The organism is Micromonospora zingiberis (genome assembly GCF_004331455.1).
Lineage (GTDB): Bacteria > Actinomycetota > Actinomycetes > Mycobacteriales > Micromonosporaceae > Micromonospora > Micromonospora zingiberis.
Genome location: NZ_SJJR01000009.1, coordinates 207,289 through 230,483, shown reverse-complemented (window position 1 = coordinate 230,483; position 23,195 = coordinate 207,289). Strand labels below are relative to the sequence as shown.

The window sequence follows — 23,195 nt, the reverse complement described above, 5'->3', positions numbered from 1 at the left end:
GAGAGGCTTGGGGTATCGCACGGTTGATCGAAGGAGAACGGTGACAGTTTCCGAACGCGCTCACGAGCTGGCGATCGCCGCCGCCCAGGCGGCGGCGGACAAGAAGGCTCAGGACATCGTCATCATCGACGTGGGCGACCAACTCGCCATCACCGACGCGTTCCTGCTCGCCGCGGCCCCGAACGAGCGTCAGGTGCTGGCCATCGTCGACGCCATCGAGGAGGCCCTGCTCGACCTGCCGGAGAAGGCGAAGCCGGTCCGGCGCGAGGGCGAACGCGGCGGACGGTGGGTGCTGCTCGACTACGTCGACATCGTCGTGCACGTCCAGCACACCGAAGAGCGCGAGTTCTACGCCCTCGACCGGCTCTGGAAGGACTGCCCGACCATCCCGTTCGTCGATCGGGACCTGGCCCGCGCCGAGGCCGCCACCGGATCGGGCGAGTGACCCGGCTGGTCGTCTGGCGGCACGGCAACACCGACTGGAACGCCGCCAGCAGGGTCCAGGGGCAGACCGACGTACCGCTGAACGACCTCGGCCGGGAGCAGGCACGCGAGGCCGCGCCGCTGCTCGCCGCGCTGCGCCCGGACGCCATCGTCGCCAGCGACCTCAGCCGCGCGGCGGACACCGCCGCCGCGCTGGCCGCGCTCACCGGCCTGCCGGTACGCTCCGACGCCCGGCTGCGTGAACGGCACTTCGGTCGGTGGCAGGGACTGCTGCTCACCGAGGTCGCCGAGCGGTTCCCCGACGAGTACGCGCGCTGGCGGGCCGGCGACCCGGATCCCGGCGCCGACGTCGAACCCCTCGGTGAACTGGGCAAGCGGATCGGCACCGCCCTGCACGAGATCGCCGACGAGTCGACTGGCGGCACGATCGTCATCGCCACCCACGGGGGCGCGGCGCGGCAGGGCTGCGGGCAACTGCTGGGCTGGGACCACGCCGTGCTGCGCACCATCGGCTCGCTGCGCAACTGCCACTGGACCGAGCTGCGGCACGACGCCGGGCAGGGCTGGCACCTGCGCGCCCACAACGTCGGCCCGATCACCGCGCCCGCCGTGCCGGTGACCGCTGCCGTCTCCGCAGCCCCGGTCTCCGCCGAGCCGGTCTGACCCGGCGCGGGCATCGGGCCCGACCACAAGCCGGATCCGGCCCGGCGTCGGTGGCGGACCGGGAGCGCGGTCGGGCGGCCAGCCGGCCCGATCGGCTACCGTGCCGGTCATGCCCGTCGCGGTCGTGACCGACTCCACCGCCTACCTTCCGCCCGAACTGGTGCCGGCGCATCAGCTGACCGTGGTACCGCTGACCGTGGTGCTCAACGGCGCCGAAGGGCTGGAGGGGGTGGACGTCTTCCCCGCCGACGCCACCCGTGCCCTGAGCGCGCGGCGGGTCTCGGTGAGCACCTCCCGCCCGTCACCGGAGCAGTTCGCCCGGACCTACCGCGAGCTGCTGGACGCCGGTGCGGAGGGAGTCGCCTCGGTGCACCTGTCGGCGGGGCTCTCCGGCACCCTGGAGGCCGCCGAACTGGCCGCCGGGCAGTTCGGCGAGCGGGTGACGGTGGTGGACAGCCGTTCCTGCGGTATGGGTCTCGGCTTCGTGGCCGTCGCCGCGGCCCGGGCCGCCGAGCACGGTGCCGACCTGGCGGGCGTACGTGCCGCCGCCGTCGACGCGGTCGGGCGTACCACCATCTTCTTCTACGTGGACACGCTGGAGTTCCTGCGTCGGGGCGGCCGGATCAACGCGGCCGAGGCGCTGCTCGGTACGGCGCTGTCGGTCAAGCCGATCCTGCACATGCCCGACGGTGGCATCGTGCTGCGGGACAAGGTGCGTACCGCCAGTCGAGGGGTGGCGCGGCTGGTCGATCTCGCTGTCGAGGCGGCCGGCGACGCGCAGGTGGAGATCGCCGTACACCATCTCGCCGCACCGCAACGCGCGGAGCACCTGCTCGCGGCGCTGGCGGCCCGGCTCGGCGATCGGCTGCACGACACGTACGTCACCGAGGCCGGTGCGGCGGTGGCCGCCCATGCCGGTCCCGGCCTCGCCTGCGTCGTGATCCACCGCCGGCCCGAGGCGTGAGGACAACGGATTTCGGACGTGGGGGTGACGGGTGTCCTGTGTGGTGACCGGGGGCGGACGGGGGATCGGGCGGGCGATCGTGGCGCAGTTGCTCGCCGCTGGTGAGGCCGTCGTGGTGATCGAGCGGGACGCGGACGCGGTGTCCTGGGCGCCGGGGCATCCGCACGCGGACCGGTTGGTGTCGGTGGTCGGTGACGCGGCCGACGAGGCGGTCGCCGCCCACGCCGCCGACCGGGCGGAACGGCACCAGCCGCTCACCGGCTGGGTGAACAACGCCGCGGTGTTCCAGGACGCCTCCGTGCACGACACCCCGGCGGGCGAGGTGGTCGATCTGATCACGCGCAACCTACGCCCCGCCGTGGTCGGGGCGGCCACCGCCGTACGCCGCTTCCTTGCCGCCGGAACCGCCGGCGCCATCGTGAACATCTCGTCCCACCAGGCGAGCCGTCCGGTGCCCGGTTGCCTGCCGTACGCCACCGCGAAGGCCGCCGTCGAGGGGCTGACCCGGGCGCTCGCCGTGGAGTACGGCCGGCACGGCATCCGGACCAACGCGGTCGCGCTCGGCTCGGTGACGACCGAGCGGCACGAGGCGTTCCTGGCCAGCCAGGCGCCCGGCGAGGTGCGGCGGATCGAGGCGGAGCTGGCCCGGCTGCACCCGCTGGGCCGGATCGGTCGGCCGCAGGACGTGGCGGAGGCGGTGGCGTACCTGCTGTCGCCGGCGGCCGGCTTCGTCAACGGGGTGACTCTGCCGGTCGACGGCGGGCGCTCCGTACTCGGCCTCGACCCGGAATCGGCCTAGCACATCAGGGCATGATCAGGGCGTTTTCCACAGGACGCCGGGCTGTCCACAGCGGAGCCCGCGGAACCCGCGGGAGTCGTCCTCGTCGTCCTAGCCTCGCGCGGTGTCCAACGACGAGGAAACCGCGGTACGGGAGCGGCTGTGGCGACTGATGCCCGACGCGGCCGAGCGGGGCACGGACCCCGCGCCGATGGCGGTGCCCGGCGTACCGCTGGTCGAGCCCGGCTCCGAGGTCTGGGGCAGGTTCCCGGCGCCGATACGTGGCCTCGACCCGGTGCCCCCGGTCGCACCGGTGCCGGCAACCTCGCTGGATTGGCCGACCGTGCCCCTGCCCGTCCACCCCGTCGATGCCGGCCGGGAACCACCCGCGCCGATCGCGGCCGGGCCGACCGCAGCCGGGTCCACCTCGGCGGCGTCGATCCGGATGGCCGGGCCGGAGCCGGCCGATCCTGGGCCGCAGCCCGAGCCGGAGCGTGCCGCAGACGAGACCGGGTCGGTGTCCCGGTTGCCGGGGCCGGGGGCCTTCGACCCGGGTCGGCGGGGTGTCCGGGCACTGGCGGTCGTCGCGGTCCTGGTGGTGCTCGGTGCCGCCGGCTGGACGTGGCGGTCCCGGCCGCAGGTCGAGCCGGTCGCCGCCGTGACCGGTGCGCCGACGCCGGATCCGTCGGGCGCCACGGGAGACGACCCAGCCGACGCGCCGACCGGTGAGCTGGTCGTCGCCGTGGCGGGCAAGGTCCGCCGTCCGGGGTTGGTGCGACTGCCGGCCGGTGCGCGCGTCGCCGACGCCATCGAGGCGGCCGGCGGGGCGTTGCCCGGCGTGGACGTGGCACTGCTCAACCTGGCCCGCAAGGTCACCGACGGTGAGTTGGTCCTGGTCGGCATGGCGGCAGCCGCCTCGGGGGCGGTGCCGGGCGGGGGCCCGGCGGCGGGTGCCGACCCCGGCGCGGGCGGCCGGGTCAACCTCAACACGGCGAGCCAGAGCCAGCTCGAAACGCTGCCCGGGGTGGGGCCGGTGCTGGCCCGACGCATCATCGAACACCGCGACGAGCGTGGCGGCTTCCGGTCCGTGAGCGACCTGCGCCAGGTCAACGGCATCGGCGACGCCCGGTACGAGCAGCTCAAAGACCTGGTGACGGTGTGACGGCGGACGCCACAGCCTCGTCCCGGCCCACCCCGACACCGGGCGGGCACCTCGCCATCGCCGGACTGGGCGGTGGGGAGGTGCCCGACCTTCGGCTGGCCGGGCTGGCCGTGGCGGCCTGGCTCACCGCGTTGGCCGGGTTGCACCTCGACGTCCGGCGGACGCTGCTGGTGGCCGCCGTCGCGGCCGGCCTGGCCGTGCTGGCGGCACTGCACCTGCTCGGGGTCGTCGGCCGTCCCGGCAGGGCCGCACGCCGCCTCGGCTGGATCGTGGTGGCGGTGCTGATCGGGGTGGTCTGTGGCGGTGCCGCGACCTCGTCCCGGCTGGCCGTACGCGACGCCGAGCCGCTACGCGCGTTGGTCGAGGAGCGGGCCCAGGTCACCGCCGAGTTGGTCGTTCGGGACGACCCTCGGCCGGTACGCGGCGGCATCGTGGGACGCCCGCCCACCCTGCTGGTACGGGCCAAGCTGGTGACCGTCACCGGCCCGGCGGGGCAGCGGGTCACCGCACCGGCCCGTGTGTTGGTGCTCGCCGACGACCCGGCCTGGCAGGGGCTGCTGCCCGGGCAACGGCTCACCGCCGAGGGCCGGCTGACCGCACCGCGTGGCGGCGACCTCACCGGTGCCGTGCTCCTCGCCGCCGGCCCGCCCGACCGGCACGGAGGGCCCTCGGCTCTGCAACAGGCCGCCGGCCGGCTCCGTGCGGGCCTGCAACAGGCCTGTGCACCCCTGCCCGACGAGCCGGGTGGCCTGCTGCCCGGGTTGGTGGTCGGCGACACCAGCCAACTGCCGGACGCGGTGGAGGAGGACTTCCGCGCGACAGGGATGACGCACCTCAACGCGGTGTCCGGGTCCAACGTCGCGATCATCGTCGGGGCGGTGCTCCTGGTGGCCCGCTGGGCGCGGGCCGGTCCGGCCCTGGCCGCCGTCCTCTGCGGGCTGGCGTTGGTGGGCTTCGTCATCCTGGTCCGGCCCTCGCCGAGCGTGGTCCGGGCGGCCACCATGGGCGCGATCGGGCTCGCCGCCCTGGCCGCCGGCCGACCCCGAGCGGCGGTGCCGGCGCTGGCCGCCGCCGTGGCGGTGCTGGTACTGGTCGACCCTGACCTGGCTGGCGACGCCGGCTTCGCGCTGTCGGTGCTGGCCACCGGTGGCCTCCTGCTGCTCGCCCCGAGCTGGCGGGACGGGTTGCGGCGGCGGGGCGTACCACCGGGCGCGGCCGAGGCACTGGCGGTGCCGGCCGCCGCGCAGTTGGCCTGCTCGCCGGTGATCGCCGGGCTGTCGGGCACCATCAGTTTGGTCGCGGTGCCGGCCAACCTCCTCGTGGTGCCGGCGATCGCTCCGGCCACCGTGCTCGGTGTGGTGGCCGCCATGGTGTCACCGATCTGGCCGTTCGGTGCCGAGGTCGCCGCTTGGCTGGCGCACTGGCCGGCGTGGTGGCTGGTGTTGGTCGCCCGGTACGGCGCCGACGTGCCGCTGGGCAACCTGCCCTGGCCGGGCGGGGTGACCGGGGCGCTGCTGCTGGCGGGACTGACCGTGGCGCTGTTGGTCGCCGCCCGGCGGCCCGTGGTGCGTCGGCTGGTCGCGGTGTGCACCGTCGCGGTGATGCTCGGCACGGTGCCGGTGCGGGTGATCGCGCCGGGATGGCCGCCGAAGGGCTGGGTGATCGCGGCCTGCGCGGTCGGGCAGGGCGACACCGTGGTGTTGCCGGTCGCGCCCGGGCGGGCGGTCGTGGTCGACGCCGGCCCGGATCCGGCGGCGGTGGACGCCTGCCTACGCCGGCTCGACGTCCGGCGGGTACCGCTGCTCGTGATCAGCCACTTCCACGTGGACCACACCGGCGGTGTGGCGGGAGTGTTCCGAGGACGGCGGGTGGACCTGGTGGTGACCCCGCAGTGGCCGGAGCCGGCGCTCGGGCGGGAGCAGGTGCACGCTACCGCCACGGTCAACGGAACCGGGCTGGTGGCCGCCCCGGCGGGGTGGCGGTATCAGGCCGGCGCGGTCGACCTTGTCGTACTCGGACCTCCCTACCCGATGCGGGGGACCCGGTCGGACCCGAACAACAACTCGTTGGTGCTGCTGGCCACGGTGGCCGGGGTGCGGATCATGCTCACCGGTGACGCCGAAACCGAGGAGCAGCAGGCGCTACGGGAACATCTGCCGCCGCACCGGCTGCGGGCCGACGTGCTGAAGGTCGCCCACCACGGCAGCGCGTACCAGGATCCGGCCTTTCTGGACGCGATCCGCCCGGCGGTCGCGCTGGTGCCGGTGGGTGCGGGCAACACCTACGGGCATCCGAACGACGCGCTGCTGGCCCGTTTGGCCCGAGGCGGTGCGCGGGTGCTGCGTACCGACCTCGACGGGGACGTGGCGGTGGTGCGCGGTCCGGCCGGGCTGGCGGTGGTGTCCGGCGGCGTCGACCTGAGCCGGACGAATCCGTGAATCCAGGGGCGAAGCCGGCTCACCGTCGGCCGGGCAGAGCCGCAAATCGACACCGATTCATGGAGATAGGCGGCTAATTGGACATATGTCTGGATTTGCGCTGTGTGCGGGGTCCGCCCGTGCAGTGCGGTCGACCAGACTGGACCGGGCCGGCGAGCGTGCGAATATGGGCGGCGTGACCGCCGCCAGTGCCGCTCCTATTGTGCTCGTCCTCGGCGACGAGGAGCTGCTCGCCACGCGTGCGGTGGCCGAAACCATCGCCACCGCCCGGGCCGCCGAGCCGGACGTGGACGTACGCGAGTACCAGGCGGGCCAGCTCACCGTCGGCGAGATCGACGAGATGCTCAGCCCGTCGCTGTTCGGTGGCCGCCGGGTGCTCGTGCTGCGGTCCGGTCAGGACGCCCGCAAGGACCTGGTCGGTGCCCTGCTGGCGTACGCCAAGAACCCCGACCCGGACGTGCAACTCATCGTGCAGCACCTCGGCGCGGCCAAGGGCAAGGCGTTCGCCGACGGGCTGAAGGCGGCGGGCGCCCAGATCCTGCCGGCCGCCAAGCTGAAGGGACACCGTGACCGGGCGGCCTTCGTCCGTGACGAGTTCCGCCGGGCCGGTGGACGGTGCACCGACGACGCCGCCGAGGCGCTGATCGCCGCGGTCGGTAACGACCTGCGGGAACTCGCCGCCGCCTGCGCCCAGCTGATCGCCGACACCGACGGTCGGATCGGCGCCGACACGGTCGCCCGCTACTACCGGGGTCGAGTGGAGGTGAGCGGCTTCACCGTGGCCGACGCCACGATGGTCGGCGACCTGCCGGCTGCGCTGGAGGCGCTGCGCTGGGCGCTGCACGTGGGGGTGGACCCGGTGCCGATCGCCGACGCGCTCGCCGACGGGATCCGTACCGTCGCCCGGGTCGCCTCCGCTGGTAGGGGCAGCCCTTACCAGTTGGCGAGCAGCCTGGGCATGCCGCCGTGGAAGGTCGAACGGGCCCAGCGGCAGGCGCGCGGCTGGACGCCCGACGGGCTGGTCCAGGCGATGCAGGCGGCGGCCGAGTGCAACGCGGCGGTCAAGGGCGGATCGGACGATCGGGCGTACGCGCTGGAGAAAGCTGTCTTCTCGGTGGCCGCCGCGCGGCGGGGCGGCGCCAGGTGAGCGGAGCCCCCCGTGGCTCATGGGCCACCATCCCGGCCGACGAAGAGCGGTACCGTCCGCTCTACGCCCGAGTGCTCGGGCTGCGCTTCGTCAATCCGGGTGGGGTGCTCTGCTTCGTGTTCTTCGAGGGGGCGATCGCGCTGGCGGCCCTGCTCGTCCTCGCCGAGTTGGTCAAATGGTGGGCGGTACTGGTGCTTCCGGTGGCGGTGGCCGTCATGGTCAAGCTCAACGACCTGGTGGCCGCGTCGGTGGTCCGCTCGGCGGCAGCCGTACCGGATCAGGAGCGCGACCGGTTCCGGCGGCAGATGGAGCCGGTCGTCGGGCGGGCCCGGGTCGACTGGCTGCCGCACACCGTGCCCGGCGTGGTGGTCCGTGCGGGACCGGCGGACGACGAGCCCACCGACGACGCCCCGCGTGGTCCGGACCGCACCCGCGATGCGGCCAGCACCCGAGTAGCCGGGGCCGCCGCGGCCGACCGGGATGTGGGCAGCGCCGGGCGGGTGGCCCGCCGGGCGGGCGTCGCCGGGCGGGCCGGACGTCGTGCGGGCAGCGCCGGGGCGGTCCACCGTAGTGGCGGCACGGATGAGCCGGCCGGTGGAGGCGCGGGTACCGCCGAACCCGGTTCGTGATCAGGTCGCGGCGGGACCCAGATCGACCGAGCCGCGCCACCCTGTCGGGCTGGTGGACGTGCCACCCGGCCGGTCTTCGGTGGCCGGTGGACATGCGGAAGCCCCGGAGCGATGCCCCGGGGCTTCCGTCGAGATCGACTCAGGCGGCGAGCGACGCGACGCGCTTGGCGATCGCCGACTTGCGGTTCGCGGCCTGGTTGGAGTGGATGACGCCCTTGCTGGCCGCCTTGTCCAGCTTGCGGGAGGCGTCCTGCATGAGGGCGGCGGCCTTCTCGACATCGCCAGCCTCAGCGGCCTCGTGGAACTTGCGGATGGCGGTCTTCAGCGACGACTTGACCGACTTGTTACGCAGCCGGCGCTTCTCGTTCTGCCGGTTGCGCTTGATCTGGGACTTGATGTTCGCCACGCGACAGCCTCGTCTTGATAGCTCGGGTTGGTCAGCTTGTGCGCGCGACGAGCATGCGTCATCGCTGCGCGAAGGGCCAGGTTACCAGGTCGGTCCGGACGGGCCAAAACGGCACCCGGTGACCCTCGGGCCACCAGCGAATCCACCGGCTCCCCGCCGAACGCCGGGTTCCTCATGATCGCCCGTCCGGCGCGGTCCATCCCTGGCGGCGGGCCAGCCAGCTCAGGGCCTGCTCGCCGGTCCACCGCTGGTGTGCCGGTAGCTGGGTCGAGGCGGTCGGCGGTACCGACGCGGCAGCGGTGAGGTGGTACCCGGCCAGGGCGGCCAGCGTCACGTCCACCGCGTCGGCAGGCGCGTCGGCGGCGACCGGATGGGCGGCGAACCGGGCGTCCACGTCCAGTCCGCTGGCGTACCCGGTGATCAGGAGGCCGACCAGGTCGAACCAGGCAGGTCCGTGACACAGCCAGGTCCAGTCGCAGAACCAGGCCCGCCGGGCGGGGTCGATCAGAACGTTGTCCACCCGCAGGTCACCGTGGGTCAGGCCGGTCGCCCCGGCGGCGTACCGGGGCAGGCGCGACTCCAGGGCGACCAACTCGGTCAGGCGGCCCGCCGCCGGGGCGGGCAGTGGCGGCAGCGGCTCCCGGCCGGCGGCCACCTCACCCCACCAGAGGATGTCGTCGCGGGCCAGGTCGGCGAGGTGGGGTAGCCCGAGATCGGCGAGTTCGGCGGGCGGGTCGGAGAGCGCGGCGGCGACGTCGGCGTAGCCGGCGAGGGTGGCGTCCAACTCCGCCGGGTGCCACGGCAGCCGGGGTGTGTGCCCGTCGACCGGATCCAGGCAGAGCGCGTACCAGCCGGCCTCCCAGAGGGTCCAGCGCAGCCCTGGCACCGGCAGCCCGGCGGGTAGCCGGGCGAGGATCGCGGCCTCCCGGGCGTACCAGTTGACCAGGTGTGGCTGCTCGGCGCGGGCCGCAGCCTTGACGAACGCGTCGCCGCCGTCGGCGGTGCGCAGCACTGCGGCGAAGCCCCGGGTGAAGCCGGCGGTGGCCACGCGGGCCTCGACCACCGGGGCACCGAGACGCGCCGACAACGCGGCCCGGACCGCCGCCGGCAGGGCGTCCCACCCGGGCCGCTGGGCGGTGGCGTGGTACGGCACGGGCGGCGGGGACAGGTTGCTCACCAGACCATGCTGCCCGGACGGCGGCGACACCGTGCCAAACAGCCCGGTGGCCGGGCGGCGCGCGATCAGCCTGGCGGCCGGCGACGCCCGCGCCGTGCTTGCTGGTGGTCGGGTGGTGGCGCCCGCGCCGTGCTTGCCTGGTGGTCGGGTGGTGACGCTCGCGCGCCGTGCGTTGCACTCGGCGAGGTCTGCCAGACTGCCAGGCCATGAGGACCGACGACTTCTGGCAGTTGATCGACCGCGCCCGGTCCGGCGGGGGAGAGCCCGACGCCATCGCCGCCCGGGCCGTCGCGTTGCTCGCCGCCCGCGACCCGGAGGAGATCGTCGGGTACGCCCGCCACCAGCAGCGCGTCCTCACCGCCTCCTACCGGGTCGACCTGTGGGGCGCGGCGTACCTGATCAACGGCGGTGCCTCCGACGACGGCTTCGAATACTTCCGGGGCTGGCTGATTACCCAGGGCCGGGAGGTCTTCGCCGGGGCGGTGGCCGATCCGGACTCGCTGGCCGACCTGCCCCGGGTCCGGGCCGCCTCGCTCAGCGGCGAGGAGTTCGAGTGCGAGGACATGCTCGCCGTGCCGTGGGACGCGTACCGCAAGGCGACCGCGTCCGATCTGCCGGCTGAGCGCGAGGCGGCGCGGACGCCGGACCTGAACGACTTCTGGGACTTCGACGACCCCGACGAGGCCCGCCGCCGGTTGCCCCGGCTCGCCGCCCTCTTCGTCGAGCCGCCGCAGGAGTGACGGACGCCCGGCCGACGCTCGCCGGGGACGTGGGAGCATAGAGTCAGGCCGGCATGTGTCGGCCTGCTCACGTCAGCCGATCAGAACGGACCGCTGTGCCACCGACGCTCGATTCCGGCGCGAACGCTCCTGGTGCCACCGACCCGGCGCGGATCAGGAACTTCTGCATCATCGCCCACATCGACCACGGGAAGTCGACCCTGGCCGACCGGATGTTGCAGCTCACCGGTGTGGTCGACCCTCGGCAGATGCGCGCCCAGTACCTCGACCGGATGGACATCGAGCGCGAGCGCGGCATCACCATCAAGAGCCAGGCGGTGCGGATGCCGTGGACCATCCGCGATGGTGAGCGCGCCGGTGAGCAGGCCGTGCTCAACATGATCGACACCCCGGGGCACGTCGACTTCACCTACGAGGTGTCGCGTTCCCTGGCCGCCTGCGAAGGCGCCGTCCTGCTGGTCGACGCCGCCCAGGGCATCGAGGCGCAGACGCTCGCCAACCTGTATCTGGCGCTCGAGAACGACCTGCACATCATCCCGGTGCTCAACAAGATCGACCTGCCGGCCGCCCAGCCGGAGAAGTACGCCGAGGAGTTGGCCCACCTGATCGGCGGCGACCCGGCCGACTGCATAAAGGTCTCCGGCAAGACCGGTGAGGGCGTGCCGTACCTGCTCGACGAGATCGTCCGGCAGTTCGTCCCCCCGGTCGGTGACGCCGAGGCCCCGGCCCGCGCGATGATCTTCGACTCGGTGTACGACGTCTACCGGGGCGTGGTCACCTACGTCCGGGTGATCGACGGACGGATCAGCGCCCGGGACCGGATCAAGATGATGTCCACCGGTGCCGTCCACGAGCTGCTGGAGATCGGCGTCATCTCGCCGGAGATGGTGAAGTCCGAAGCGCTCGGGGTCGGCGAGGTCGGCTACCTGATCACCGGCGTGAAGGACGTGCGCCAGTCCCGGGTCGGTGACACGGTCACCATCAACGGCCGGCCGGCGGCCGAGCCGCTCGGCGGCTACAAGGATCCGAAGCCGATGGTCTACTCGGGGCTCTACCCGATCGACGGGTCGGACTACCCGGCGTTGCGGGACGCGCTGGACAAGCTCAAGCTCAACGACGCCGCGCTCACCTACGAGCCGGAGACCTCCGGCGCGCTCGGCTTCGGGTTCCGCTGCGGCTTCCTCGGTCTGCTGCACCTGGAGATCATCGGGGAGCGGTTGGAGCGGGAGTTCAACCTGGACCTGATCTCGACCGCGCCGAACGTGGTCTACCGGGCCATCCAGGAGGACGGCCAGGAGATCGTGGTGACCAACCCCAGCGAGTACCCCACCGGCAAGATCGCCGAGGTGTACGAGCCGACGGTGCGGGCCAGCGTGCTGACCCCGAACGACTACGTCGGTGCGGTGATGGAGCTCTGCCAGGGCCGCCGGGGCAACCTGCTCGGCATGGAGTACCTCTCCGCCGACCGGGTGGAGCTGCGGTACACGCTGCCGCTGGCCGAGATCATCTTCGACTTCTTCGACCAGCTCAAGAGCCGTACCAAGGGCTACGCCTCGCTGGACTACGAGCCCACCGACGAGCAGGCGTCCGACCTGGTGAAGGTCGACATCCTGCTGCACGGTGAGCCGGTGGACGCGTTCAGCGCCATCGTGCACAAGGACAAGGCGTACGCCTACGGCACGACCATCGCGGCGAAGCTGCGCAACCTGATCCCGCGCCAGCAGTTCGAGGTGCCGATCCAGGCCGCCATCGGCAGCCGGGTGATCGCCCGGGAGACCATCCGGGCGATCCGCAAGGACGTCCTCGCCAAGTGCTACGGCGGTGACATCAGCCGTAAGCGCAAGCTGCTGGAGAAGCAGAAGGAAGGCAAGAAGCGGATGAAGATGGTGGGCCGGGTGGAGGTGCCACAGGAGGCCTTCATCGCCGCACTCTCCTCCGATTCCGGCGACGGTAAGTCCGCCGGGAAGAAGTGACCGCCCGACCCTCGACGGTCGGCGTACGCGGTGGTGAGGAAGGCCAATCCATAAGGCATCGACGGTCGGCAGGACCGTCGATGCCTTATCGACTCTCCGGGCCGCTCCGGCCGGTTTGGAAATTCGGCGTACCGGGAACCTGATCCGTACGACGGGACTGCCGCCGAATGACATCCTCGGGTTTAAGGAGTGCGACCATGGAGTTCACCGTCTGGGGCATCATCACCGCGCTGATCGTTGGTCTGATCATCGGCGCGTTGGGCCGGCTGGTGGTGCCGGGCCGGCAAGACATGCCGATCTGGTTGCACATGCTCATCGGCGTCGGCGCGGCGTTGCTCGGTACCGTGCTCGCCCGGGCCGCGGGCATCGCCACGGTGACCGCTGGTGTGGACTGGGCCGAGCTGGCCGTGCAGGTGGCGCTGGCCGCGATCGCGGTGGCGCTGGTCGCCGGCGTCGGTAGTCGCCGACGCGGCATCACCCACCGCTAGGTTCGGTCTCGCGGATCTTGTTGGTCGGGTACGGCGGGTAGGCCGATCGAAGTTCGACGAGTCGAGCAAGGCGTGGAAGTGCGCACCCGGCATGTCGTACCTGGCCTCCTGGTCGCGCCAGTGCCCGTGAGGTTGAAGCCGCGTTCGACCTGGCCGCGTTGCTCGTCCACGGCGCGGTCCAACATCCCTGGCCGGCCTCCTGAACCTAGAGCGACCGGCAATAGGCCGACACGTCCTGATAGCCAGCCCGCCACCCAGGGCGGGGAAGATCTTGGTACGAATCTGCCCCTTGAGGGGCGCACTCGTACCAAGATCTCGGATGCCTTGGCGGGGCAGCGAGCCTGCCAGATGGTTGCCTGGGGTCAGTGACGGGCCCCTGGGCATGTGCCGCGTCCGCCTCCGGCCGCTCGACCTCCCGCTGCGTCACCACCACCAATTGCCGGCCGCTCCTAGCCGCGGATCTTGGTACGGAACGGCCCCCATGGGGGCCGTTCCGTACCAAGATCGCGAGACAGAACCTAAACGACACCCGCCTCACGGGCGCCCGGCCGACGGCCGGGCGCCCGTCGGCGTTTCCGGCGCCTGAGTGGACGGTCGGCTGGGCGCCGCCGACGGTCGGCACCGCGTCCGTGGTCTTCACGCCCGCCTGCGGCGTGTGGGGACGGCCTGCGGCGTGGGGAACGGGTTGCGGCGTGTGGGGACGGCCTGGGGCGTTGGGGAACGGGCTGCGGCGTGCGGGAAACGGCCTGCGGCGTGGGGGAACGGATTGGGGCGTGCGGGGACGGGTTGCGGCGTGTGGGGACGGCCTGCGGAGTGCGGGGACGGGCTGCGGCGTGTGGGAAGACGGCCTGCGGCGTGGGGGATCGGTCTGCTGGCGGCTCGGGATGCGGCAAACGGCGCGGCCTGGTTCGGACCCGGAGATCTGGTGTGCGGCGGGGTGTAAAGGAGGAAAAGATCGGTTTGAGATCTTCGTGGGTCGGGCATTAGGCGGGCACGACAGAAAGCCACGAACGTGGATCGTCTTTGTGAAGGAGCGCGACCATGGAGTTCACCGTCTGGGGCATCATCACCGCGCTGATCGTTGGTCTGATCATCGGCGCGCTGGGTCGCCTGGTGGTGCCGGGCCGTCAGCCCATGCCGATCTGGTTGCACATGCTCATCGGTGTCGGGGCGGCACTGCTCGGCACCGTTATCGCCCGCGCCTCCGGCTTCGCCGAGACCGCCGGAATCGACTGGCGGGAGCTGATGCTCCAGGTCCTGCTGGCCGCCGTCGCGGTCGCCCTGGTTTCCGGTGTCGGCCGCAGTCGTCGCGGGGTAACCCACCGGTAGAACTGATTCTCGAAAAGGCGCCCGACGACGAGGTCGGGCGCCTTTCGATGTCTGCCCCCGGTTGCGCCACCGCCGCAGGCCGGCTCCCGGGCCCCGCCTGCGGCACCGTCCGTCCTGTTCCCTGGCCGTCTGGCCGTCTGGCCGGCCAGTCCGTGCGGGGTCCGGCGACGGATACGGGACCTGCGGCTTGATCGACACCGGTCCGGCGGTATGGCGCGTTCCAGCGAGACGGATTACCCCCGTTCCGCCGGAACGGTGCCGATCACCCGGCAGCCGGCCAGTCAGCCGCCCGGCCAGTCAGCCGCCCGGCCAGTCAGCCGCCCGGCCAGCCAGCCGGGCGGCCAGCCAGCCGGGCGGCCGGCCAGCCAGCCAGCCGGCCAGCCAGCCGGGCGGCCAGCCGGGCGGCCAGCCAGCCGGGCGGCCAGCCAGCCGGGCGGCCACGCGGCCGGTGCCATACGGGGCAGCCCGGCTAGGCGGACAGGCGCAGTCGCAGGCCCAGCCTGACAGGCAGGCCAGGCGCGGTAACGGAGCCAGCTTGGACAGACGGCCTGTGTCCGCGTGCCCTTGATCGACACCGTTCCGGCGGAATGGCGCGATCCAAGCCGGTGGATTACCCCCGTTCCGCCCGCCCTCTGTCGTAAAGGAAACCTTCGTACTAGGGTGCGACGCAGAAGGTTAGTGCCGCGCGGCGGGAGGAGAGCGGCGTGAACAGGTGGAGGCGACTGGCTCCGGTCACCGCCGTCGTGGCCACGACCGCGATGATGCTGGCCGGCTGTGGCGGCTCCGGCGAGGACGCGGCCGACCCGAGCCGACTCACGGTCTGGATGATGGGCGAGGGTAGCGAGGCGCAAACCGCGTTCCTCGATGCCGTGGAGGCCGAGTTCCGGGTCAAGCACCCCGACACCGACGTGGTCGTGCAGTACGTCCCCTGGCTCGAAGCGCCCACGAAGTTCCAGGCGGCGCTCGCCGGCGGCGAAGGACCGGACGTCACCGAGTTGGGCAACACCGAAACCCAGGGCTGGGCGGCACAGGAAGCCCTGGCGGACATCACCGACCGGATGAACGGCTGGGCCGACGGTAAGGACATCCTGCCCGACCTGGTGCGTAACGCACAGCTCGACGGCCGCCAGTACGGCGTCCCGTGGTACGCCGATGTGCGGGGCATCTACTACCGCACCGACTGGTTCGCCGAGGCCGGCGTACAACCGCCGAAGAACTGGGACGAGCTGGTCTCGGTGGCCAAGGCGGTGCAGGCCAGCAAGCCCGGGACGTACGGCATCGCCGTACCCGGCAACTCCGAACTGCCCTTCTACTCCTTCCTCTGGGGCGCCGGAGCGGAGGTGGCCACCCGGGAGGCGGATGCCTGGAGGTCGGGCCTCACCTCACCGCAGGCGCGGCAGGCCGTCAGGTTCTGGACCGACCTGGTGACCGTGCACAAGGTCGCTCCGCCCGCCGCGGCCGGCTGGAACGAGATCGACGCGCGTACCCAGTTCGCCACCGGCAAGGCGGCGATGGCCTTCGCCGGCAGTTGGCAGCAGGGCGCGATCGCCAAGGACAACCCGGAGATCGAGAAGGTCTGGGGAACCTTCCCCATCCCCGGCCCCGACGGCCAACCCGCGCCCGCCTTCGCCGGCGGCTCCGATGTCGCGATCTGGCGGGACAGCCGGCGCCAGGATCTCGCCTGGGACTACCTGACCGTGCTGCTGCGCAAGCAGAACGCCCAGGAGTTCGCCGGCAGCCTCGGCTTCTTTCCGGTCTACTCTGACCTGGTCAGCGGCGACGCGTACGCCAATGACAAGATCATGGCGGCGTTCGCCACCACCATGCGCAACACCCGGCTCACGCCGCTCACTCCGAAGTGGGTGGAGGTCAGCCGGACCAAGACGGTGACCCAGGCGATGAACAGCTCGGTCATGAAGGGTCAGAAGACGGTCGAACAGGCGACCGCCGACGCGGCCGCGGAGATGGAAAGCATCCTCAACGCCAAGTGACCGCGCTGACCGAGGGACCTCAGGCGGGCGTTGCGCAGCAGACCCTCGCGCGACGGCGGCGCCGGGCGGACCGCCTGCCGTACCTGCTGCTCCTTCCCTGCCTGGTGACCATCGGGGTGCTGCTGCTCTGGCCGCTGGGCCAGGTGGTGGTGATGTCCTTCCACCGTCTGGACAACGTCCGTCAGCTGCGCGGTGACCGGGAGTGGCCGTGGGTCGGGCTGGACAACTACGCCCAGATCCTCGGCGATCCCTTCTTCTGGACGGTGCTGCGCAACACGGTGCTCTTCGCCGTGGCCAACGTGGCGCTGACGATGATCCTGGGCACCCTGGTCGGGCTGCTGCTCGACCGGCTCGGTCGCCGGATGGCGGCGTTCGTGGCCAGTTGCGTGATGCTCGCCTGGGCCACGCCCGCGCTCACCGGCACCATCGTCTGGAAATGGATCTTCGACGACACCAGCGGGCTGGTCACCTGGGCGTTCAACGCCCTGCCCGACGGGCTCTCGGTGGCGTTGTTCGGGCGCAGCGACTGGACCGGCTACGGGTGGTTCAACTCGCCGCTGCTGTTCTTCGCCATCCTCACCCTGGTGGTGGTCTGGCACTCGTTCCCGTTCGTGGCGGTCAGCGTGCTGGCCGGGCTCAAGAGCGTGCCGAGTGAACTGCACGAGGCGGCCCGGGTCGACGGCGCCGGTCCGTGGCGGGTGTTCTGGCGGGTCACCGTCCCGCTGCTGCGGCCGGTCTTCGGCATCCTCGTCGTACTCTCGACCATCTGGGATTTCAAGGTCTTCACCCAGTACTACGCGCTCGCCGGTGGCACCCAGGACCGGCCCACCTTCATGCTCTCCGTCTACGCGTACGCCGAGGCGTTCTCACCCCCGCCGAAGTACGGCCTCGGCGCGGCGATAGCGGTGGTCCTCACCCTGATCCTGCTGGTCGTCACCGGGATGTACGTGCGCCTGGTGCTGCGGCAGGAGGGGGAGGCGTGAGCGTCGGTCGGGCGCCGATCCGGGGTGGTGCCGGTCGGGCGCCGACCCGGGCTGGTGGTCGAGGGCGCCGGCAGGCCCGGCGGCTCGCGCTCAACGGCGCCGGCCTGCTGGTGGCGCTCTTCGCGGCCTTCCCCGTCTACTGGATGATCACCACCTCGCTGAAGCCGAGCGGGGAGATCTTCGCCAGTACCCCGCGCCCGCTGCCGGCCGAGCCGACGTTGGCGCACTACCGGCAGATCCTCACCGGAAACCTGATCCCGGGCGTGACCTTCGCCGACTTCTTCCTCAACAGCGTGCTGGTGGCGGTGACCACGGTGCTGCTCAGCGGGCTGGTGGCGCTGCTGGCGGCCACCGCCGTGGCCCGGTTCCGCTTCAAACTCCGGACCAGCTTCCTGATCATGCTGCTGGTGGTCCAGATGATCCCGTTGGAGGCGCTGGTCATCCCGCTGTTCCTGATGATCCAGCGGCTTGGCCTCTACAACACCCTGCCCAGCCTGATCCTCACGTACCTGGGTTTCTCGCTGCCGTTCGCGATCTGGATGCTGCGCGGCTTCGTCGCGGCGGTGCCCAGGGAGTTGGAGGAGGCCGCCGCCATCGACGGTGCCAGTCGGGCGCAGATCTTCCGCCGGATCCTGTTCCCGCTGGTGGCGCCGGGGCTCGTGGCGACCAGCATCTTCTCCTTCATCATCGCCTGGAACGAGCTGATCTTCGCGCTGACCTTCATCAACCGCCAGGACCGCTACACCCTGCCGGTGGCGATGACCTTCTTCTTCGGGCGGGACGACACCGCGTGGGGGCCGGTGATGGCGGCGTCCACCCTGTTCACCCTGCCGGTGATCGTCTTCTTCCTGCTGGTGCAGCGCCGGATGGTCGCCGGCCTTGTCGCGGGTGCGGTGAAGGGCTGAGCGTGCCCCGGCCGGTGGGTGTTAAAAAGGGCCCCCTGTACCGCGCTAGGCGTTAACAGGGGGCCCTTCCTTACCGGATCAGCGGAGCCAGGGGATGTTGCGGTTGAGCTGGCCGCGCTCCTTGAGCTCCTTGCGCAGCGGGATCTCGTCGTCGATGTAGCCGTCCCAGTTGATGCCCCAGTAGTTCGCGGTGTGGGTGCCCTCACCGCAGAGCTGGCGCTGCACCGGCGTGCGGTTGGCCCACCACTCGCCGTCGGGGTCGATGTGCAGCTCGTCCAGCGGGCGGATCCACCGGTAGGTGTAGCCGACGAAGAGCATCTTGCGGGTGATCGTCGACAGGTTCGTCGACCGCGAGTGCCACTGGCGGCGGTCGAAGATGAACGCGTCGCCCGGGTTGGCGGTGATCTCGACGGTGCCCTCCGGGTCCGGGTTGTGCACCGTGGTGTCCTCGGGCCGAGGCAGCGAGTTCCACAGGTGGCTGCCCGGGATCACCTTGGTCGCGCCACGGCCGTTCTCCGACAGGTCGGAGAGCACGTAGGCGACCTTCAGCGAGAACATCGGCCGGGGCAGGTTCGGGTCCATCGTCTCCGGGTCGGAGTTCTGCCGGTACCCGTCCTGGTGCCAACCCCAGTACGGCTTCTCCGGCTCCAGGGCCGGCGGGGTGACGTCCAGGTGGTTGTGGTGGCTGTAGATGCTCCACCCGGCCAGACCCCACATGTAGGGGAAGGCGATCGGGTGGGTGAGCAGCTCGCCGAAAAGCTCGTCGCGCTCAAGGAAGCCCAGCAGGTGCAGGGTGCCGTCCTTGGTGGTGTTGCCCTTCGCCTTCTCCTCGTCGTACACCCGGTCGACCGCGGCTTCGAGGGCGGCCCGGTGGTCCTCGGTCAGGACGTTGCGCAGCAGGAGAAAGCCCTGCTCATGGAACTCCTTGCGGTCGACGTCGCTGATCGGTTCGTAGCCGGTCCGGTCGCCGTAGTCGAATGCCACGTCGTACCCCTCCCCAAGAGGTGAAACCATTTCTGGCACAGGCCGCCGATCGTAACGCGCCTTCACATCGACCGGAGTGCGACCCGGATCGATCCCGCCGGATCCGGCGACGGAGGGCATCGATGCGACTACTGGTAGTCACTCAGCGTGGAGATGCTGGGGTGTTTATGGCCGAATGCCGGTTTTTGCGGTCACTGCGGGTAAGGAGATCGGGGTCCGTTATGCGTCCGCGAAGACCTCGGCGACGACCTCGGCAGGTTGCCCCGAACCGTTGCCGACCCGGCTCCACGAGCCGCCCCGGTTGGTCCACTCCAGGTCGCCGAAGCGCACCCGCTTGACCCCGTGGTCGTTGGCGTGCGCGACCAGCCAGTGCGCGTACCGCCAGCCCTCACGCTGGTTGGCCGCCGCGACCGTGAGCCCGGTCAGGCTCGCCGTGGTCGCCGAGGCGGTCAGCCCCCAGTCGAGGTTGAGCCCCTGGGTCAGCGCGGTGGCGGCGGCCTCGCCGCGCATCGCCGGGTCGCCGCCGAAGGTGCAGACCACCGCGCCGGTGGCATGGCCGAGCAGCGCCCGGGTGAGCACCTCCGACTCGTCGGCCCACTTCTCGTACGCCTCGGGGAACGCCGACCGCTGCACCTTCTGCGCCGCGTCGGTGACCCGCATGTCCTGCCAGCCGCGCACCTTCTTCAACGCGGCGTAGAACCTGTCGGCCGCGTACCGGGGGTCACGGATCTCCTCGGGGGTGCCCCAGCCCTGGCTCGGCCGTTGCTGGAACAGGCCGACCGAGTCCCGGTCGCCGCCGGCCAGGTTGCGCAGCCCGGATTCCTGGTACGCGGTGGCCAGCGCCACCACCACCGCCCGGTCCGGCAGCTCGTGCTGGATGCCGATGGCCGCGATGGTCGCCGCGTTGGCCATCTGGTGCGCGTCCAGGGTCACCTTCCCGTCGGCCTGCACCGTGCAGGTCCGGCTGGCCAGCGGCAGCCGCAGCCGCTCGCCCACCTGCCGCATGCCGAGCACGATGCCGATCAGAGCGACCAGCACGATGACCACGAAACCCGCCACGACTGCCCGAGTCCGCACCCACACCTCCCGTACGACGTCCGCCGAAAGCGTACGTCCCTCATCGGCCGGTCCGGGTCGTCCGACCGGTTCCACCCAGTGCGCGTGCTCCGCGCCGGGACGGAGGTTTCCCCGTCCCGGCCGGTCCTCACCTGTCGAGTTCGGCCACCCACCTCGGCGGACGCTTCTCGCGGAACGCGGTTACCCCCTCGACCCCGTCGGATGACAGGAAGTACCGGGTGGAGAGGGTGGCCAGCTCCGTCAGCTCGTCGACCAGGTCGGCGGCGGGCGGGCGGCCCAGCAGTTGCTTCGCGCCGGCCAGCGCCGACGGGGCAGCACGGACCAGCGAGTCGAGGTAGCCCCGCACCGCGGCGTCCAGCTCGTCGGCCGGCACCGCGGCGGTGACCAACCCGATCTCCGCGGCCCGCCGGCCGTCGAAGGTGTCACCGGTCAGGTACAGCTCGGCCGCCGCCCGGGGATGCAGCCGGGGCAGCACGGTCGCCGAGATCACCGCCGGGATCACCCCGATGCGTACCTCGGTGAAGGCGAACGTGGCCTCGCTGGCGCAGATCGCCAGGTCGGCCGCCGCGATCAGGCCCAGCCCGCCGGCCCGCGCCGGGCCGGCCACCCGGGCCAGCACCGGCTTCGGGCACTGCCAGACCGCCGCGAGCACGTCACCCAGCATCCCGGCGGGCACCGTCCCGCTGGCGTACGCCGCCGCCGTCTCCTTCAGGTCCGCCCCGGAACAGAAGACCGGGCCGGTGTGGTCCAGCACGATCACCCGGACCGTGTCGTCGGCGACCGCGGCGTCCAGCCCGGCCAGCAGCTCGGTCATCAACGGGGTGGAGAGCGCATTGCGGTTGTGCGGGCTGTCCAGGGTGAGGGTGGTCACCCCACGGGCCGTGGTGACCCGCACCAGCGCGTCGGGAGAGGTCATGTACGGGCACACTAGTGGCCATGCCCGGCGTCCTTCCAGCAGGCGAACCCGTCCCGACCGACGGGGCGCTGCCCGCATCCGCCCGCGCCACCGTCGGTGACCGTGGCTTCGGGGTGTACGTGCACGTGCCCTTCTGCGCCAGCCGCTGCGGCTACTGCGACTTCAACACGTACACCGCCGACGAGTTGGGCGGCGGCGCCAGCCGGGACGGCTACGCCGACACCGTGCTGGCCGAGTTGGCGCTCGCCGCGCGGGTGCTGGGCGACCACCCGCCCCGCCGGGTGGAGACCGTCTTCGTCGGCGGTGGCACGCCCACCCTGCTGCCCGCCGACGACCTGGCCCGGATTCTCGACGCCATCGACCGGACCTGGGGGCTGGCAACCGACGTCGAGGTGACCACCGAGGCGAACCCGGAGTCGGTCACCCCCGCCTCGTTGAAGGAACTTCGGGCGGCCGGCTACACCCGGATCTCGCTGGGCATGCAGTCGGCGGCACCGGGGGTGCTCGCCGTGCTCGACCGCCGGCACCGCGCCGGCCGGGCCACCGACGCCGCGCTGGAGGCCCGCGACGCCGGGTTCGACCACGTCAACCTTGACCTGATCTACGGTACGCCGGGGGAGCGGGCCGAGGACTTCGCCGCCTCGCTGGACCAGGTGGTGGCCGCCGGGGTGGACCACGTCAGCGCGTACGCCCTGATCGTCGAGGACGGCACCCGGCTGGCCGCCCGGATGCGTCGGGGTGAGCTGCCGTACCCCGACGACGACGTGGCCGCGGACCGGTACCTGGCCGCCGAGGCGACCCTCGACGCGGCCGGATTCTCCTGGTACGAGGTGTCCAACTGGGCCCGTACGCCGGCCGCCCGCTGCCGACACAACCTGCTCTACTGGACCGGCGGCGACTGGTGGGGCCTCGGTCCGGGGGCGCACAGCCACGTCGGCGGGGTCCGCTGGTGGAACGTCAAGCACCCCACCGCGTACGCCCAACGCCTGGCCGCCGGACGGTCGCCCGGCCTGGCCCGCGAGGTGCTCAGCACCGACGAGGCCCGGATGGAGGAGGTCATGCTCCGGCTGCGGCTCGCCGCCGGCCTGCCGCTGGACGTGCTCGACGATGCCGGCCGCACGGCGGCGGCGCGGGCGGTGACCGACGGCCTGCTGGCCGCCCCCGCCCACGCGGCCGGCCGCGCGGTGTTGACCCTGCGCGGCCGGCTGCTCGCCGACGCCGTGGTGCGTGACCTGCTGCCCTGATCAGCTCTTCACGAAGGAGTAGCTCATCGGGTAGCGGTAGAGGGTGCCGTCGTTGGCCTTGACCCCGCCGATGATGCCGAAGATCACCGGTACGACCCAGACCAGCATCGGGACGAAGAAGAGAATGCCGCAGGTGATCGCGGTGAGCACCCAGCTCAGCAGCCCGACGATCGCCCAGGTCAACTGGAAGTTGAGGGCCGCGACGGCGTGCGCCCGGACGACCGGGGACTGCTGCCCACGGGTCATGTTCGCGATCAGCGGCGCGACCCAGCCGAGCAGGCCGCCACCGACGAACACGCCGAGCGGGCCGCCGAAGTGGGCGATCAGCGCCCACGTCTTGTCCTCGTTGGTGCCGTAGCCGCCGCCCGGCGCGCCGTAGCCGCCGGTCGGGTAGCCGACACCGGGTGGCGGGTAGCCGCCGGGCGGCGGGTAACCGGCCGGTGGCGGCTGGTCGCCGGAGGGCGGCGGATAGCCGCCGGGCGGGGGATAGCCGGCCTGGCCAGGTGACCCGGACAGTGGAGTCGTGGGGTCGTCGCCGGGCTCTGGGGGACGAGGTGGTTCAGTCATGGAGGTCACGGTAGGTGCCATCGGCAATGGCGCACCATAGCGACACCGGCAGGTGTCAACCCTCCGATCGGCCCTCGGACACCTCCGGGGTCTTGATCATCGCGCTGCCGGGGGCCCCGACGTAGACTGGCACTCGCTACAGTCGAGTGCCAGAGCGATCCGCTGGCGGCCGTGGCGCCTGGGACTGACC

General features: G+C 72.1%; 21 protein-coding genes and 1 pseudogene. 16 read left to right on the top strand and 6 right to left on the bottom strand.

Going from position 1 to position 23,195, the window contains the following annotated elements; genetic code table 11:
* Positions 1–40 precede the first annotated feature (40 nt).
* The 8 genes and pseudogenes from rsfS to E0H26_RS30615 form a co-directional block, all read left to right on the top strand.
* The gene (gene rsfS, locus E0H26_RS15880) at positions 41–445 is read left to right on the top strand and encodes a ribosome silencing factor (RefSeq protein WP_131304414.1); all 405 of its coding nucleotides are present in this window, start codon (positions 41–43) and stop codon (positions 443–445) included.
* A complete protein-coding gene (locus E0H26_RS15875) occupies positions 442–1,107 on the top strand; it encodes a histidine phosphatase family protein (protein ID WP_131304413.1) in 666 nt (221 codons plus the stop codon). The genes rsfS and E0H26_RS15875 overlap by 4 nt, the downstream gene beginning before the upstream one ends.
* Positions 1,108–1,216: 109 nt before the next feature.
* Entirely contained in the window at positions 1,217–2,071 is an 855-nt protein-coding gene (locus E0H26_RS15870; protein WP_131304412.1) for a DegV family protein, read from the top strand.
* Between the two features lie 43 nt (positions 2,072–2,114).
* Positions 2,115–2,870, top strand: coding sequence for an SDR family NAD(P)-dependent oxidoreductase (locus E0H26_RS15865; RefSeq protein ID WP_240742202.1), 756 nt, complete (start codon positions 2,115–2,117; stop codon positions 2,868–2,870).
* Positions 2,871–2,973: 103 nt separating this feature from the next.
* The gene (locus tag E0H26_RS15860; RefSeq protein WP_420812849.1) at positions 2,974–4,011 is read left to right on the top strand and encodes a helix-hairpin-helix domain-containing protein; all 1,038 of its coding nucleotides are present in this window, start codon (positions 2,974–2,976) and stop codon (positions 4,009–4,011) included.
* Between the two features lie 80 nt (positions 4,012–4,091).
* Positions 4,092–6,449 (top strand): ComEC/Rec2 family competence protein, encoded by a 2,358-nt coding sequence (locus E0H26_RS15855; protein WP_131304456.1) that lies wholly within the window; start codon positions 4,092–4,094, stop codon positions 6,447–6,449.
* A 166-nt stretch (positions 6,450–6,615) separates the two neighbouring features.
* Positions 6,616–7,596: a DNA polymerase III subunit delta gene (holA, locus tag E0H26_RS15850; protein ID WP_131304410.1), complete on the top strand. Its 981-nt coding sequence runs from the start codon at positions 6,616–6,618 to the stop codon at positions 7,594–7,596.
* Positions 7,593–7,979, top strand: a pseudogene (locus E0H26_RS30615) (hypothetical protein); the annotation flags it as partial. The gene holA and the pseudogene E0H26_RS30615, both read left to right, overlap by 4 nt.
* Positions 7,980–8,364: 385 nt before the next feature.
* On the opposite strand, the gene rpsT reads toward E0H26_RS30615, so the two are convergent.
* Both rpsT and E0H26_RS15835 read right to left on the bottom strand, forming a co-directional pair.
* Entirely contained in the window at positions 8,365–8,631 is a 267-nt protein-coding gene (rpsT, locus tag E0H26_RS15840) for a 30S ribosomal protein S20 (protein ID WP_131304409.1), read from the bottom strand.
* Between the two features lie 172 nt (positions 8,632–8,803).
* Entirely contained in the window at positions 8,804–9,808 is a 1,005-nt protein-coding gene (locus E0H26_RS15835; RefSeq protein WP_240742201.1) for a phosphotransferase family protein, read from the bottom strand.
* A gap of 206 nt (positions 9,809–10,014) precedes the next feature.
* Between E0H26_RS15835 and E0H26_RS15830 the strand changes: the two genes are divergently transcribed.
* The 7 genes from E0H26_RS15830 to E0H26_RS15800 all read left to right on the top strand — a co-directional run bounded on the left by E0H26_RS15830 (position 10,015) and on the right by E0H26_RS15800 (position 18,217).
* Positions 10,015–10,548 (top strand): DUF4240 domain-containing protein, encoded by a 534-nt coding sequence (locus tag E0H26_RS15830; protein ID WP_131304408.1) that lies wholly within the window; start codon positions 10,015–10,017, stop codon positions 10,546–10,548.
* Positions 10,549–10,643: 95 nt separating this feature from the next.
* Positions 10,644–12,521 carry a translation elongation factor 4 gene (gene lepA, locus E0H26_RS15825; protein ID WP_131304407.1) on the top strand — a complete coding sequence of 626 codons (1,878 nt, stop codon included), beginning with the start codon at positions 10,644–10,646 and terminating at the stop codon, positions 12,519–12,521.
* A gap of 197 nt (positions 12,522–12,718) precedes the next feature.
* Positions 12,719–13,009 carry a GlsB/YeaQ/YmgE family stress response membrane protein gene (locus tag E0H26_RS15820; RefSeq protein ID WP_131304406.1) on the top strand — a complete coding sequence of 97 codons (291 nt, stop codon included), beginning with the start codon at positions 12,719–12,721 and terminating at the stop codon, positions 13,007–13,009.
* A 1,041-nt stretch (positions 13,010–14,050) separates the two neighbouring features.
* The gene (locus E0H26_RS15815; protein WP_117229511.1) at positions 14,051–14,338 is read left to right on the top strand and encodes a GlsB/YeaQ/YmgE family stress response membrane protein; all 288 of its coding nucleotides are present in this window, start codon (positions 14,051–14,053) and stop codon (positions 14,336–14,338) included.
* A gap of 704 nt (positions 14,339–15,042) precedes the next feature.
* Positions 15,043–16,329: a sugar ABC transporter substrate-binding protein gene (locus E0H26_RS15810; RefSeq protein WP_131304405.1), complete on the top strand. Its 1,287-nt coding sequence runs from the start codon at positions 15,043–15,045 to the stop codon at positions 16,327–16,329.
* Positions 16,326–17,312 carry a carbohydrate ABC transporter permease gene (locus E0H26_RS15805; RefSeq protein ID WP_131304404.1) on the top strand — a complete coding sequence of 329 codons (987 nt, stop codon included), beginning with the start codon at positions 16,326–16,328 and terminating at the stop codon, positions 17,310–17,312. The genes E0H26_RS15810 and E0H26_RS15805 overlap by 4 nt, the downstream gene beginning before the upstream one ends.
* Before the next feature lie 17 nt (positions 17,313–17,329).
* Positions 17,330–18,217, top strand: coding sequence for a carbohydrate ABC transporter permease (locus E0H26_RS15800; protein WP_131304454.1), 888 nt, complete (start codon positions 17,330–17,332; stop codon positions 18,215–18,217).
* Between the two features lie 78 nt (positions 18,218–18,295).
* Here the strand turns inward: E0H26_RS15800 and E0H26_RS15795 are convergent, their stop codons facing one another.
* The 3 genes from E0H26_RS15795 to E0H26_RS15785 all read right to left on the bottom strand — a co-directional run bounded on the left by E0H26_RS15795 (position 18,296) and on the right by E0H26_RS15785 (position 21,194).
* Entirely contained in the window at positions 18,296–19,201 is a 906-nt protein-coding gene (locus tag E0H26_RS15795; RefSeq protein WP_240742200.1) for a phytanoyl-CoA dioxygenase family protein, read from the bottom strand.
* A 219-nt stretch (positions 19,202–19,420) separates the two neighbouring features.
* A complete protein-coding gene (locus tag E0H26_RS15790; RefSeq protein ID WP_206025148.1) occupies positions 19,421–20,284 on the bottom strand; it encodes a hypothetical protein in 864 nt (287 codons plus the stop codon).
* Between the two features lie 121 nt (positions 20,285–20,405).
* Entirely contained in the window at positions 20,406–21,194 is a 789-nt protein-coding gene (locus E0H26_RS15785; RefSeq protein ID WP_131304401.1) for an enoyl-CoA hydratase-related protein, read from the bottom strand.
* A 20-nt stretch (positions 21,195–21,214) separates the two neighbouring features.
* Here E0H26_RS15785 and hemW point away from each other — a divergent pair, with 20 nt between their 5' ends.
* Entirely contained in the window at positions 21,215–22,438 is a 1,224-nt protein-coding gene (gene hemW, locus E0H26_RS15780) for a radical SAM family heme chaperone HemW (protein WP_131304400.1), read from the top strand.
* Here hemW and E0H26_RS15775 read toward each other — a convergent pair whose 3' ends face one another.
* Positions 22,439–23,005, bottom strand: a complete 567-nt coding sequence (locus E0H26_RS15775) for a DUF4870 domain-containing protein (protein ID WP_131304399.1) — start codon at positions 23,003–23,005, stop codon at positions 22,439–22,441.
* Between the last annotated feature and the right edge of the window lie 190 nt (positions 23,006–23,195).

What these genes read in the sequence shown, in the direction of transcription:
- E0H26_RS15820 (WP_131304406.1), top strand. Translation starts at nt 12,719, where the DNA reads ATGGAGTTCACCGTCTGGGGCATCATCACCGCGCTGATCGTTGGTCTG.
- E0H26_RS15830 (WP_131304408.1), top strand. Translation starts at nt 10,015, where the DNA reads ATGAGGACCGACGACTTCTGGCAGTTGATCGACCGCGCCCGGTCCGGC.
- E0H26_RS15785 (WP_131304401.1), bottom strand. Translation starts at nt 21,194, where the DNA reads ATGACCTCTCCCGACGCGCTGGTGCGGGTCACCACGGCCCGTGGGGTG.
- hemW (WP_131304400.1), top strand. Translation starts at nt 21,215, where the DNA reads ATGCCCGGCGTCCTTCCAGCAGGCGAACCCGTCCCGACCGACGGGGCG.
- E0H26_RS15815 (WP_117229511.1), top strand. Translation starts at nt 14,051, where the DNA reads ATGGAGTTCACCGTCTGGGGCATCATCACCGCGCTGATCGTTGGTCTG.
- E0H26_RS15870 (WP_131304412.1), top strand. Translation starts at nt 1,217, where the DNA reads ATGCCCGTCGCGGTCGTGACCGACTCCACCGCCTACCTTCCGCCCGAA.
- holA (WP_131304410.1), top strand. Translation starts at nt 6,616, where the DNA reads ATGGGCGGCGTGACCGCCGCCAGTGCCGCTCCTATTGTGCTCGTCCTC.
- E0H26_RS15775 (WP_131304399.1), bottom strand. Translation starts at nt 23,005, where the DNA reads ATGACTGAACCACCTCGTCCCCCAGAGCCCGGCGACGACCCCACGACT.